This is a genomic window from Comamonas sediminis (assembly GCF_041107495.1).
Taxonomy (GTDB): domain Bacteria; phylum Pseudomonadota; class Gammaproteobacteria; order Burkholderiales; family Burkholderiaceae_C; genus Comamonas; species Comamonas sediminis.
The window spans coordinates 123030-136285 of sequence record NZ_JBGBDC010000008.1; the positions used below are offsets into that span (position 1 = coordinate 123030).

Genomic DNA, 13256 nt, shown 5'->3' on the forward strand with positions numbered 1-13256 from the left:
GGCCTTTTTTGGGGCTTATTTCCAGGGCTGGCTCAGGATGGATGCCAGGCTCTTGACGCCATCGAAGTAGTTGCCCAGGCGCATGTTCTCGTTCTTGCTGTGCTGGTTGTTGTCGGCATTGACCATCGGCACGATCACAAACGGCACCTTCAGCGCCTGCACTGCAGCGCCGGTGGGCACTGTGCCGCCCATCATGCGGATCTGCACGGGTGCCTGGCCCCAGGCCTGCTGCATGCCCTGGCGCAGCCAGTCGCCAATGGGGGCGTTCAGGTCGGTGCGCACGGCGCTGGACGAGGCCGACACGCCGCCCATCTTCAGGCTCGCCATCTTGGGGTACTGGGCGCGCTGCTCGGCGCTGGGCTCGCCGTCAATCAGCGTGAAACCCTGGCCTTCGATATGGGTCTTGAGCAGCTGCAGCAGGCGCTCGGGCGGGGTCTCGGGGACGGTGCGCAGGTCCAGCTCGGCGATCGCCTGGGCGGGCACCACGGTGCGGGCCTTGGCGCCGACGTCCGCACTTTGCAGCCCGCGCACATTGAGCGAGGGGTACTGCATCGCTTCCTGGTAGTTGTTGCCCACCTTCTCGGTCTGGGCGATGCCCAGGCGCTTGCGCAGCGCGGTCTCGTCATCGGGCACGGCCTTCATCACCGCCTGGGTCTGCGCATCAAAGCGGATGCCGTCGTAGTAGCCCTTGACGAGCACGCGGCCATCGGGCGCCTTCATCGAGGCGAGCAGCTGCGCCATCGTGAACGCGGGGTTGGCGGCGTAGTTGCCATAGTGGCCGCTGTGCAGATCCTGGCTGGGGCCGTACACGGTCAGGGTGGCCTGGGCCACGCCCCGGTTGCCAAACACCAGGGTGGGGCGGTTGCTGGCATGCATCGGGCCATCGAGCACCAGCAGTGCATCGGCCTTCAGGGCCTCGAGGTTGGCGTCGATGACGCCGCCCAGCGATGGGGAGCCCTTTTCCTCTTCGGAGTCGAGCAGGATCTTGATATTGGTGCTGGGCGCCAGGCCCTGCTGCTGGAGCGCATCGATGGCGGCCATCAGCATGATGATGGGGGCCTTGTCATCGGACGACGAGCGGCCAAACACGCGCCACTCGGGGTTGGGCTGGGCGCCGTAGAGCTGCTCCAGTGCAATTTCTTTCCAGGCGCCATCGGCCTGGCGTTCCTTCAGCACCGGCTTCCAGGGGCTTTCCTGCTGCCATTCGGACGGGGTCACCGCCTGGCCATCCATATGGGCGTAGAACAGCACCGTCTTGGTGGCGCCGGGCACCGGGGGCAGGGTGGCCAGCACCATCGGCTTGCCCTGGTTGGGCAGCAGCTGGGTCTGGAAGCCGCGCTTGTCCAGCGCCGCCTTGAACCACTGCGCATTCTTCTCGATGTCGGCTGCCACGTTCGAGTCATTGGGCAAGGCCAGCACCTCGATCCATTCACGCAGGCTGGCGCTGCTGGCTTGTTGCACGGCGGCATCGGAGGGGGCGGCGGCCTGGGCCAGGCCGGCGGCGCACAGCGCGGCGGTGAGCAGGGTGAGGGTCGAGAACTTCATGCAAGGGCTCCGTCAGTCAAAGGAAAACAGGTTCAAGGCAATGGCCTGGAGTATCCCCGAGTGCGCGCTCACCCCCGGGCGCGCAGGCGGGCGCATTGTCGCCAGGGCGCCAATCGCTCAGTGGGCGCTGCGCAGGCGTTCGTACTGCGCGATCAGCCCGTCAAAGGACTGCTGCAGCGCCTGCAGCGGCGGCGCGCCATCGGGCCAGGCCTCCAGCTGTTGCAGTGCCAGCGCAGCCGCCTCCAGGGTCGAGAGCTGGCCTGCGCGGGGTGCCTTGCGGATGCGGTAGCCGGCTGGCGCGGTGTCCGTCAGCGCCAGGCGGGGCAACCGGGCCAGCAGCGGGTTGGCATAGAGCATCTTGCGGCTTTTGCGCCAGGTGCCGTCGATCAGCACCAGGCGCCGGACGGGTACTGGCGCGTCGCGGTCCGTCAGCGCCATCAGGGCGGCGGGCTGGTCGGGTGTCTGGGGGTAGAGCAACAGCGTTTGCTGGGGGGCTTCTGCGCCGGGCCAGGCGCCGTACAGCCATTGCTCCAGCTGTGCTGGGTCAAAGGCTTCGCCTACCTCCAGCCGGCTGCCCGGCAGGCACAGGTGCAGCAGGCGCGCAGTGCCCTTGGCTTCCTGCAGCTCCAGCGGGTGCTGCAGGACCAGCACCTGGGTAGCAGCCTGCAGCGGCTGCGCCAGCGCACAGATGCAGGCAGTTTGCGGACGGAGGCAGCGGGGGCATTGGGCGCGGCGCGGGGCAGAGGACACGGGAGCTGTAAGGGAGCAGACAGAGGGCTATTGTGCTGCAAGGACAAGGCGCCGCCGCTATGCTGGCGCCCCTATGACAGCGCACATGTCCTTTTCTGCCCGCATCGATATGGGCCAGCCTCTGGCCGGTGAGCAGCAGCGCCTGCGCCTGGCCCTGTCCGGCCCGGACCGGGTGCTGGAGGCGCAGGACGCGCCATCCTTGCGCGCCTTGCTGGATGCCGTGGAGCAGGCCGCGCGCGCCGGGGCCTTCTGCGTGGGCGGCCTGCGCTATGAAGCCGCCTCGGCGCTGAACCCCTATTTGCCGACCCAGGCAGCGCCCAGCGGCGAGCCCCTGGCCTGGTTTGCGGTGTGGGATGCGCCACCGGCTGACATGGCGCAGCTGCCCGAGGCCGAAGCGCCTGCCGTGCAACTGCAATGGCGCGGCACGCTGAGCCGCCCCCAGTTCGATGCGCAGATGGCGCGCATCCATGCCGATATCCGCAACGGCGCCTACTACCAGATCAACTACACCCAACAGCTGCAGGGCCACAGCGCCTTGCCCGGCGGCGGGGTGGACGGCGCCGCGCTGTTTGCCGCGTTGCAGCAGGCCCAGCCCGGCGGCTATGCACTGCATATCGACCGGGGCGATGAGCAGCTGCTGTCGGTATCGCCTGAACTGTTTTTTGACTGGCACCAACCGGCCAGCGGCGCGGGCGATATCTTGACCCGCCCGATGAAGGGCACGGCTGCACGGGGGAGCAGCCCCGCGCAGGACGAGGCCCAGGCCCAGGCCTTGCGCGCATCGGCCAAGGAGCGGGCCGAAAACGTGATGGTCGTCGACCTGCTGCGCAATGACCTGGCGCGCATTGCGCAACTGGGCAGCGTGCAGGTGCCGCAGCTGTTTGCGCTGCAGGCGCTGCCAACGGTATGGCAGATGACCTCGGACGTGCGGGCCAAGCTGCCCCAGGGCACCGGCCTGGCCGACGTGATGCAGGCCTTGTTCCCCTGCGGCTCGGTCACCGGCGCGCCCAAGCGGGCGGCGATGCAGGCGATTGCCGAGTTGGAGCTTGGGCCGCGCGGCTGGTACTGCGGCGCATTGGGCGTTGTGCGCTCCGATGGCGCAGGCGGCATACGCGCGACCTTCAACGTCCCCATCCGCACCGTGGCCTTGCGCGGCGCGCAGCTGCAATGCGGCATTGGCAGCGGCATCACCGCCGATGCCACCGCTGACGGCGAGTGGCGCGAGTGGCTGCACAAGCGTGCCTTTCTGGAGCGGGCCAGCATGCCCTTTGCGCTGATCGAAACCCTGGCGCTGGACGATGGCCAGTTGCGCCATGCTGCGCTGCACCTCGAGCGCATGGCCGCTGCGGCCGCGCATTTTGGCTACCGCTGGGATGGGGTGGCCGCGCAAGCGGCTTTGGACGGCCTGGCCCAAGCCCATCCGCAAGGCCTGTGGCGCCTGCGCCTGCTGCTCCATGCCCCGGGCAGCTTCCAGGCCGAGGCCTTTGCCTGTCCGCCATCGCCTGCGCAGGTCCGGCTGCAATGGGCGGCCGCGCCGCTGGCCGAGGCCCACGGCGAGTTTGTGCGCTTCAAGACCAGCCGCCGTGCGCACTACGAGCGCTGGGCGCCGCAGGACAGCAGCGTGTTTGACACCCTGCTGTGGAACGAGGCCGGCGAGATCACCGAGACCACCCGGGGCAATATCGCCATGCAGCTCGATGGCCGCTGGATCACGCCGGCGCTGCACTGCGGCCTGCTGCCCGGCGTGGGGCGCCGCCTGGCGCTGGAGGCGGGTCAGCTGGTGGAAGGCGTGGTGACGTTGAGCGATGTACCGCGTGTGCAAGCCTGGGCTTTTGTCAACAGCCTGCGCGGCTGGATACCGGCGCAGGTGCAGGGTGCGGTGCCGGTCTGGCCGCAGCCAGCGATGGAGCGCTGAGTCTGCCGGGGACCGTGCTTGCCGCGTGGCGGCATGCGGCTACCGCGACGAATGGGCCAGAGGCCAGGGGTTTTTGTGCTGCACGTTAGGATGGAGGCTGTTTAGCAACCCTTCGGAATGTATGCCCGACAACCCGGACCCTGAGCCTCTTCCGTGTGCGACCACGCTGTCGCTGTCCTTTAGTTCTTGCCCCAGTACACCGCTGACGGTGTCTCTGCCCGTTGAAGGGAGCGCCGCATGATCGAGCTGCTCTCGGACCCGCAGATCTGGATTGGTCTCATTACCCTGGTGGTGCTCGAGATCGTTCTGGGCATAGACAATCTCATCTTTATCGCGATCCTTGCCGACAAGTTGCCGCCCCACCAGCGGGACAAGGCACGTGTCATCGGCCTGTCCCTGGCCCTGGTGATGCGCCTGGGTCTGCTCACCGCCATCTCCTGGCTGGTGACCCTCACGCAACCGCTGTTTTCTGTTGGGCCGCTCAGTTTCTCCGGGCGCGATCTGATCTTGCTGCTGGGCGGTCTGTTCCTGCTGTTCAAGGCCACGACCGAGCTGCATGAGCGCATGGAAGGTGTGAGCCTGAGCAAGTCGAGCAGCACGGTCTACGCCAGCTTCTCGGCCGTGGTCGCGCAGATCGTGGTGCTCGATGCGGTTTTCTCGCTCGATGCCGTGATCACCGCCGTCGGCATGGTCAACAACCTGGGCGTGATGATGGCGGCGGTCGTCATCTCGATTGGTGTGATGCTGTTTGCCTCCAAGCCGCTGACCCGCTTTGTCAATGCGCACCCGACCATTGTCATCCTCTGCCTGAGCTTCCTGCTGATGATCGGCTTCAGCCTGGTGGCCGAAGGCCTGGGCTTCCATGTGCCCAAGGGTTATCTGTACGCTGCCATTGGTTTCTCGATCCTGATCGAGACCTTCAACCAGGTGTCCTCGCGCAACGCGATCCGCCATGAGCAGCGCGTGCCGCTGCGCGAGCGCACGGCGCTGAAAGTGCTGTCGCTGATGGCAGGCCGCAGCGGCCAGGGCCAGACCGAGCATGCGCAGAACGACCCGGGCGCTGCCGAGGCCGAACTGACCTTTGCGCCCGAAGAGCGCATCATGGTCAGCGGCGTGCTGTCGCTGGGTGACCGCAAGGTGCGCTCGATCATGACCCCCGTCTCGGATGTGGACTGGGTGGACCTGAGCGACGATGCCGAGGCCATCCAGCGTTCGCTCAACGACAACCCGCACAGCCACTTGCCGGTGTGCATGGGCCATGTGGACCAGCTCCAGGGTGTTGCCCGAGCCAAGGACATGCTGATGGACCTGATGCAGCATGGCGCCATCCAGCCGGCCACCATCCGCAAGCCGCTGATGGTGCCCGAAGGCGCCGGCGTGATCGCGCTGATCAACGACCTGCGCCAGTCCAAGGGCCATATGGTGATCGTGATCAACGAGTTCCATGTGATGAGCGGCGTCGTGACGCCGGTCGATGTGCTCGAAGCGATTGCCGGCGAGTTTCCCGACGAGGACGAGAGCTTCACGATCCAGGCGGTGGACGGCGAGCCCGACACCTGGATGGCCAGCGGCGCCGCCGATGTGCACATGGTGCAGCAGCTGCTGGGCTCCAATGAGCTGGTCTCGTCTGCCGATGCCTTCACCACCTTGGGCGGTCTGCTCACCGAGTTCAACGGGGCGCTGCCCCGGCAGGGCGATGTGGTGGTGATCGACGGCTGGCAGTTTGCCGTCACCGAGGCCACCGATGGCGTGATGCGCAAGATCCGCATCGAGAGGGAGAACAAGGGCCAGATGCCTGTGGAGCACTGAGCGCCGCATCTTCGCCTCGGCCCGCAATGAAAAAGGCCTGCCCTCTCGCAAGAGCCGGCAGGCCTTGTATATTTGGGGCCGCGAATGCGGCGGCCGCTGAATGCTGCTTACAGCGAGCCCTTGTAGTAAGCGCCCCGGTCCATGTCGACAATGTCCACGCTCAGCTGCACCAGCATGCCCTCGGGGTGGGGTGTGAACTCGCGCAGCACGGCGGCGATGCGGTCGGACAGGTCGCGCTTGGCCTCGGGCGTGCGGCCGGCCAGCAGGCGCAGCTCGGCATGCACAAAGCCGCGCAGCGCGGTGGGGTCGGCGCCAATGACGAACTGCTCGGTGCGCACGACGCGGCTCTTGAGGTCCTGCTCGTTTTGCACCTGGCCGCTGGCGATCACCGCAGCGTTGAGGGCATCGAGCAGATGGGCTTCGGGGAAGTTCTCGAGGTTGTTGGTGTATTCGATGACGAGATGCGGCATGGTGGTCTCCGTTGGAATAAAGGCAGGGTAATAAGGGGGCTTGGGCGGTAGCAGGGTCAGGCCTGGAGCGGCTCAGACGGGTGTGTACGACAGCCGCACATAGATGGGCGCAAAGGCTTCGGCCTGGGTGATCTCGATCAAGGTTTCCTTGGCCAGCTCTAGCAGCGCGATAAAGGTCACCACCAGCACGGTGCTGCCTTTCTCGGGCTCGAAGATGTCCTCGAACTCGACAAAGCGCCGGCCTTGCAGGCGCTTGAGAATGGCGCTCATGTACTCCCGCACCGAGAGCTCTTCGCGGGTGATCTTGTGGGTCTGCACCAGCTTGGCGCGCTTGAGGATGTCGCGCCAGGCCTCCTGCAGCTCGGACATCTCCACATCCGGAAAGCGCGGCTGCAGCGCCTGCTCGATGAAGACCTGGGCCTTGATGAAATCGCGCCCGTACTGCGGCACGGCGCCCAGCCCCTGGGCGGCCAGCTTCATCTGTTCGTACTCCAGCAGGCGGCGCACCAGCTCGGCGCGGGGGTCTTCGGCTTCTTCACCCTCGGCCTGCTTCTTGGGCGGCAGCAGCATGCGCGACTTGATCTCGATCAGCATCGCGGCCATCAGCAGGTATTCGGCGGCCAGCTCCAGGTTGCGGCTGCGGATCTCGTCCACATAGCTCAGGTACTGGCGGGTGACGCTCAGCATCGGAATGTCGAGGATGTTGAAGTTCTGCTTGCGGATCAGGTAGAGCAGCAAGTCCAGCGGGCCTTCAAAAGCCTCAAGAAACACCTCCAGCGCATCGGGCGGGATGTACAGGTCGGTGGGCATCGCGAACAGCGGCTCGCCGTACAGGCGGGCGAGCGCCACCTGGTCCACCACCTCGGGCATGGCAGCGGCACCTGCGGCGGGGCGTGTGTCGTCCTCAGCCGTGGTCAGGTTGCCGGGGGTTGCCATGCGCGGGGGCTATGCGGGATCGAAAGCCGCTGCGGAGCCAGGCGGCCGGCAGCGGGCAGGGCGATCAATCGTGGTTGGTTTGGTATACGTAAGGCTTTTGCGCCACACGTGCGGTCTGGTACTCGGCTTGCTGCTGGCGGTCCAGATCCTTGTCCCACAGCAGGGCGCGGCCTTCGCGCTGGCCTTGTTCCAGCTCGGGCTTGTCGGCCTTGAGCTTCAGCAGGAACTGGGTGGTGTCGGATTGGTAGTCGGGGCGGCGGAAGAAAGACATAGCGTATATTTACCTCTTGTGCCTGGATTCTACCGAACCTGACCATGTCCTTCCTTACCAAATTTGCAATCGCCGCTTCCGCGCTGGCCGTTTCCGTGTTTTTGGCGGGCTGCGACCAACAGCGCATCAAGGAACTGGAGGAGCACGTCTCGACCGAGCAGGACGTGCGCGACCGTTTTGGCGAGCCCAACCAGATCTGGGACGAGGCCGATGGCTCGCACACCTTGGAGTACACGCGCCAGCCCGCCGGTGCGCAGAACTACATGATCACCATTGGCACCGATGGCAAGATGAGCGCGCTGCGCCAGGTGCTGGCCCCGGCTTACTTTGCGAAGGTGCAGCCGGGCATGGACCAGCAGGAGATCCGCCGGCTGCTGGGCCAGCCGGCCAAGCGCACCAGCTACCCGCTGAAGAACGAGGCGGAATGGGACTGGGGCTGGATCGATCCGCCCAACACCAAGATGCTGTTCACCGTGGTGTTTGATGCCCAGGGCAAGGTGCTACGCAGCAACAGCACCCAGGTGCTGCCCAGCCGCTGAGCGCGGCCTGCATCCGCCGTGATAGGCCCCCAACTGTTGCGGATATGCCTCAGGACCTTCTGCAAAACTCCCTGCCGTGGTCTGAACGCGGGCTCGGGCGATCCCCTGCGTGGTCTTCCTTGTCAATAACTACGGCTATTGACCGCGAAAGACGCCTTGCGTCTCATCCCGATCCGCGCCCATCCCGCTTGGCGAGGGACTTGCAGAAGATCCTTTACCGTAACGGGCTGAAACTCTTTAAAATTCGGGTTTATACCTAGCATTACCCCTGCCAGGCTGCCCCGCGCACCATCCTTGTGCGGGCATGAAACTTGCTGTCCACCCGACATGTCCTCACCGCTATCCCGCCCCACCGCGCCCACGGGCCTGCCCGGCACCGTGGCCGTTGCCCCTGCTGCGCTGCCGGGGCCTGCCATGCGCCATGGCCGCTTTGAAGATGCCCAGGCGCTGTTCACCGGCTCGCTGTTTGTCTCGATCACCTTGGGCCTGTTTGCGCAGGCGGGTTTGCTGACGGGCAGCACCGCAGGGCTGGCGTTTTTGCTGCACTACGCCACGGGGCTGCCGTTTGGTGCGATTTTCTTCGCGATCAATCTGCCCTTTTACTGGTTTGCCTGGACGCGCATGGGGCCGGAGTTCACCGTCAAGACCTTTATCTCGGTGGCCATGCTGGCGCTGCTGGTCGATATCGGCCCGCGTTTCATCCATATCGACTACCTGAACCCGCTGTATGCCGCCATCGCCGGTGGCCTGCTGATGGGCACCGGCTGCCTCTTTTTGGCGCGCCACCGCTCCAGCCTGGGCGGCGCCACCATCGTGTCGCTCTACCTGCAGGACCGCTATGGCATCCGCGCCGGCAAGGTGCAGATGGTCATCGACTGCACGGTGGTGCTGCTGGCGCTGTGGGTCGTGCCATTCGAGCGCGTGGCCTACTCGGTGCTGGCCGCCGTCGTGATGAGCGTGTTCCTGTGGATCAGCCACCGGCCCGGTCGCTACGCCGGTAACTGAGCGCTCTCAAAACCGGGTGATTCAGGGCCCGTTGGGGATGGCGGTTTCTGCTGCCGCAGCAGGCCTGGCTGGCGGCATTGGAGGGGTAGGTGCGGGCGCTTGCGTTGCCAGCGGCTCGGTGGGCTGCGGCGGCGGGAAGGTTTCGCCCGGTCTGCGCTCCCGGTAGCGCACTGTTATTCCGCTGTTGTCCTGTTCTTCGCCTGTCGCCATGTCATAGGCCTTGCCTACACCTTTGCCCACCACCTTGGCGGTGCCCACCGCCGCATCGGCGGCCAGCCCCACCGCCGTGGCGGTCACGCTGACGGCGGCGGCTCCGACTGCCACAACGCTGCAGCCGCCCAGCAGCAGGGCCGAGGCGCAGTAAAAAGCCCCTGCGGCTACGGAGCGCAGGGGCTGCAAGAGGCGGCGGTCAGCGGCCATCCGGATCAATGGATGCGCATGCCTGGCTGCGCGCCAGGGAAGGGCTCCAGCACATAGATGCCAGGGTGGGCCTTCTCGTCGGCATGGCTGGCGGCCAGCACCATGCCTTCGGAGATGCCGAACTTCATCTTGCGGGGCGCCAGATTGGCGACCAGCACGGTGAGCTTGCCTTGCAGCTGCTCCGGCGTGTACATGCTGCTGATGCCGCTGAACACATTGCGGGTCTTGGGCTTGCCGTCTTCACCCTTTTCACCAACGTCCAGGGTCAGCTGCAGCAGCTTGGTCGAGCCTTCCACGGCCTTGCATTCGACAATCCTGGCAATGCGCAGGTCGATGCGGGCAAAGTCGTCGATGCCGATGGTCTCGGCCAGCGGCTCGCCGCCGGGGGCGTTCGGGTCCACCACGGCTTCGGCTTTCTTCTCGGCCTTCTTGGCCTTGGCAGGCGCTGCAGCGGCCGCCGCCTTTTCCTGGCTGGCAGGGGTTTCGAACAGCGCTTCGAGCTGCAGCGGGTCCACCCGTTGCATCAGGTGCTGGTAGACGCCGATCTGGTGGCCAGCGCCCAGCGGCTTGTCCACGTCGGCAAATTGCTCGGGCGGCACGATCAGGAAGTTCGCCACTTCGGCAGCCACACCCGGCAGGATCGGCTTGAGGTAGATGGTCAAGATGCGGAACGCTTCGATGCAGACCGTGCAGACATCGTGCAGACGCTGCTCCATGCCGTCCTTCTTGGCCAGCTCCCAGGGCTTGTTGGCATCGACATAGCTGTTGACCTTGTCGCACAGCTGCATGATCTCGCGGGCAGCGCGGGCGGTGTCGCGTGCCTCGTAGGCGGCCACAATCGCCTCCTTTTGCGCGCGCAGCACGGCCAGCAGTTCCTGGCCGTCGGCGCTCACCTCGCCCAGGCGTCCTTCAAAGCGCTTGCTGATAAAGCCGGCAGCGCGCGAGGCGATGTTCACGTACTTGCCGATCAGGTCGGAGTTAACGCGCAGCATGAAGTCTTCGGCGGTGAAGTCGACGTCTTCGTTCTTGCCGTTGAGCTTGGCGCCCAGGTAGTAGCGCAGCCACTCGGGGTTCATCTTGAGGGCCAGGTACTTGAGCGGATCGAGGCCGGTGCCACGGCTCTTGCTCATCTTCTCGCCGTTGTTCACGGTCAGGAAGCCATGCACGCAGATCTTGGTGGGGGTCTTGCGGCCGCTGAACTTCAGCATCGCCGGCCAGAACAGGGTGTGGAAGGTGATGATGTCCTTGCCGATGAAGTGGTACTGCTCCAGCGCCGGATCGGCCATGTAGGCGTCGTAGTCCTCGCCACGCTGGGCCAGCAGGTTCTTCAGCGAGGCCAGGTAGCCCACCGGCGCATCCAGCCAGACATAGAAGTACTTGCCTGGTGCATCCGGGATCTCGATGCCGAAGTAGGGCGCATCGCGCGAGATGTCCCAGTCGTCCAGGCCTTCGCTGGTCGAGCCATCGGGGTTGGTGCGCACGCCGAACCATTCCTTGATCTTGGCGGCCACCTCGGGCTGCACATGCTGGCCGTCCTGGGTCCACTGGGTCAGGAACTCGACCGCGCGCGGGTCGGACAGCTTGAAGAAGAAATGCTCCGAGCTCTTCATCACCGGCTTGGCACCAGAGAGCGCCGAGTAGGGGTTGACCAGGTCGGTGGGCGCATAGACGGAACTGCAGACTTCGCAGTTGTCGCCGTACTGGTCCTTGGCGTGGCAGCGCGGGCATTCGCCCTTGATGAAACGGTCAGGCAGGAACATGTTCTTCTCCGGGTCGAAGAACTGCTCGATGGTGCGCGTCTCGATAAAGCCGGCGGCCTTCAGGTCCAGGTAGATCTGCTTGGACAGCTCGTGGTTCTCGGGGCTGTCGGTATTGCTCCAGTTGTCAAAACCGATGTGGAAGCCGTCGAGGTACTGCTTGCGGCCGGCGGCGATGTCGGCGACAAACTGCTGTGGCGTCTTGCCGGCTTTTTCGGCGGCAATCATGATCGGCGCGCCATGGGCGTCATCGGCGCCGACAAAGTTGACCGCATTGCCCTGCATTCGCTGCGCACGCACCCAGGTATCGGCCTGGATGTATTCCATGATGTGACCGATGTGGAAGTTGCCGTTGGCATACGGCAGGGCGGTGGTGACGAAAATCTTTCGTTGAGACATAGGGTTGCGGAACTTTCTAATCACAGAGAGGACGCAGGCCGGTGGCCGTTGCGGATTCTGGTCACAGGGAGGGCGGCATGGCCAGCCCTCGCGCCCGCGGGCGCTCCAGAACCGGCCAATTCTAGGCGCTTACCGGGCCAGATGGCGCGACCAGGGGATTGGCAGGGCCTGCCGGCCGGCTGCCCCAGCCGAAAAAGGCGCAGACCTCGTCGCGCCGCGCCATCGTGTCGGCCCGGCCCAGCGCCATCAGCGCCCGGGTGTAGCCCGGCTCGAACAGCAGGTAGCTGGCCAGCGCAGCGCTGCCAACATTCTGGCTGTGCACCGACACGCCCATTGCACCCAGCAGCGCCCGCACCGGCGTGGGCAGCTCCTGCAGGTGCGCCAGCGCCAGCGCATGCAGCGACTGCGACGGCGTGATCACCAGCAGATCGAGCGGCCGCAGTGCGCTGCGGGCACGCTCGGCCTCGGGGATCAGGCTCAAGGTGTGGTTGATGCGCTGGGCCCGCTCCACATCGACCGACAGTGCATCGAGAAAGATCGTGGACAGTGCATGGCCGGCCACCTGGGCCAGCGACGGGAACGGCGGGTGCTCACCCTGGGGCAGGTTCAGCACCTCGTGCGAGCGGCCCACACCGACCACCACAATGCGCTGGGCGCCCAGGTGCACCGCAGGGGCGAGCGGCGCGGTCTGGCGCATCGCGCCGTCGCCCAGGTAGTTGTACTGGCCGCGCAGCATCAGCTCGGCGGGCGGGAAGATGAAGGGGATCGACGACGAGGCCATCAGGTGCTGGTGGCTGATGCGGTCCTGGATGGCGCGGCGCTGCGTGCGCGACCAGCTGGGGACATGGGGGCCGGCTTCGTAGAAGGTGATGTGCTCGCCGGTGGTGTAGCTCGATGCGGTGATGGCCAACGCCGACAGCGTGCCTTTGCGCAGCAAATGGGGGATTTTCTCCAGGGGCAGCTCGGCCTGCAGCAGCTCCAGCAGCGGGGCGTTGTCCAGCAGCGAGCGGGGTTTGCTGTGGTGCCAGCGGGTCAGCGCCCAGCCCAGGGTCAGCAGGCTGAGCCAGCGCGCCCCGCTGCGCATGACCCCAAAGGCATCGGCACGGTAGACCTGGCTGGTGGAAAAGTTGCGCCACACCCGCGAGAGGCGCTGCACCGCCAGGTCGAAATGCTCAGCGCCACAGGCCAGGCCGGCCGCATTGATCGCGCCGGCCGAGGTGCCTACTGCTATCGGGAAGGGCGTGGGCGCATGGTCGGCCCCGGCGTTCTGGCGCAGGCGCGACAGCGCCTGCAACACCCCCACCTGGTAGGCGGCGCGCGCGCCGCCCCCCGACAGCACGATGGCGGTGGCAGCGGAATGGGGGCTGTAGTGCAGAGCGGCAGACATGGGCAGCACCATAGCCGAAACGGGGGTGCTGCGCCAAGTGGCGCTGTCGCTGC

General features: G+C 65.9%; 12 protein-coding genes. 4 read left to right on the top strand and 8 right to left on the bottom strand.

Features of this window, described 5'->3' with window-relative positions:
- Positions 1 to 15: 15 nt before the first annotated feature.
- Entirely contained in the window at positions 16 to 1545 is a 1530-nt protein-coding gene (locus AB7A72_RS18395) for a M20/M25/M40 family metallo-hydrolase (protein WP_369460775.1), read from the bottom strand.
- A 117-nt stretch (positions 1546 to 1662) separates the two neighbouring features.
- Positions 1663 to 2295 carry a tRNA-uridine aminocarboxypropyltransferase gene (locus AB7A72_RS18400; RefSeq protein ID WP_369460776.1) on the bottom strand — a complete coding sequence of 211 codons (633 nt, stop codon included), beginning with the start codon at positions 2293 to 2295 and terminating at the stop codon, positions 1663 to 1665.
- A gap of 85 nt (positions 2296 to 2380) precedes the next feature.
- Here AB7A72_RS18400 and AB7A72_RS18405 point away from each other — a divergent pair, with 85 nt between their 5' ends.
- Positions 2381 to 4210 (top strand): chorismate-binding protein, encoded by a 1830-nt coding sequence (locus AB7A72_RS18405; RefSeq protein ID WP_369460777.1) that lies wholly within the window; start codon positions 2381 to 2383, stop codon positions 4208 to 4210.
- 240 nt (positions 4211 to 4450) lie between these two features.
- Positions 4451 to 6019, top strand: a complete 1569-nt coding sequence (locus AB7A72_RS18410) for a TerC family protein (RefSeq protein WP_312413651.1) — start codon at positions 4451 to 4453, stop codon at positions 6017 to 6019.
- Positions 6020 to 6126: 107 nt separating this feature from the next.
- Here the strand turns inward: AB7A72_RS18410 and AB7A72_RS18415 are convergent, their stop codons facing one another.
- From AB7A72_RS18415 to AB7A72_RS18425, 3 genes are all read right to left on the bottom strand, one after another.
- Positions 6127 to 6489: a 5-carboxymethyl-2-hydroxymuconate Delta-isomerase gene (locus AB7A72_RS18415; RefSeq protein WP_239809226.1), complete on the bottom strand. Its 363-nt coding sequence runs from the start codon at positions 6487 to 6489 to the stop codon at positions 6127 to 6129.
- A 72-nt stretch (positions 6490 to 6561) separates the two neighbouring features.
- Positions 6562 to 7425 carry a segregation and condensation protein A gene (locus AB7A72_RS18420; protein WP_407064996.1) on the bottom strand — a complete coding sequence of 288 codons (864 nt, stop codon included), beginning with the start codon at positions 7423 to 7425 and terminating at the stop codon, positions 6562 to 6564.
- Between the two features lie 64 nt (positions 7426 to 7489).
- Complete coding sequence (locus tag AB7A72_RS18425) at positions 7490 to 7696, bottom strand: DUF3460 family protein (RefSeq protein WP_021026491.1); 207 nt, start codon at positions 7694 to 7696, stop codon at positions 7490 to 7492.
- Positions 7697 to 7740: 44 nt separating this feature from the next.
- On the opposite strand from AB7A72_RS18425, the gene AB7A72_RS18430 reads away from it, so the two are divergent.
- Both AB7A72_RS18430 and AB7A72_RS18435 read left to right on the top strand, forming a co-directional pair.
- The gene (locus AB7A72_RS18430) at positions 7741 to 8235 is read left to right on the top strand and encodes an outer membrane protein assembly factor BamE (RefSeq protein ID WP_312412967.1); all 495 of its coding nucleotides are present in this window, start codon (positions 7741 to 7743) and stop codon (positions 8233 to 8235) included.
- 327 nt (positions 8236 to 8562) lie between these two features.
- Positions 8563 to 9240, top strand: coding sequence for a YitT family protein (locus AB7A72_RS18435; protein ID WP_312452977.1), 678 nt, complete (start codon positions 8563 to 8565; stop codon positions 9238 to 9240).
- A 21-nt stretch (positions 9241 to 9261) separates the two neighbouring features.
- Here AB7A72_RS18435 and AB7A72_RS18440 read toward each other — a convergent pair whose 3' ends face one another.
- The 3 genes from AB7A72_RS18440 to AB7A72_RS18450 form a co-directional block, all read right to left on the bottom strand.
- A complete protein-coding gene (locus tag AB7A72_RS18440) occupies positions 9262 to 9660 on the bottom strand; it encodes a hypothetical protein (RefSeq protein ID WP_369460779.1) in 399 nt (132 codons plus the stop codon).
- Between the two features lie 5 nt (positions 9661 to 9665).
- Complete coding sequence (metG, locus tag AB7A72_RS18445; RefSeq protein ID WP_369460780.1) at positions 9666 to 11816, bottom strand: methionine--tRNA ligase; 2151 nt, start codon at positions 11814 to 11816, stop codon at positions 9666 to 9668.
- A 121-nt stretch (positions 11817 to 11937) separates the two neighbouring features.
- On the bottom strand, positions 11938 to 13203 hold the full coding sequence (locus tag AB7A72_RS18450) for a patatin-like phospholipase family protein (protein WP_369460781.1): 1266 nt from the start codon (positions 13201 to 13203) through the stop codon (positions 11938 to 11940).
- Positions 13204 to 13256: the final 53 nt, after the last annotated feature.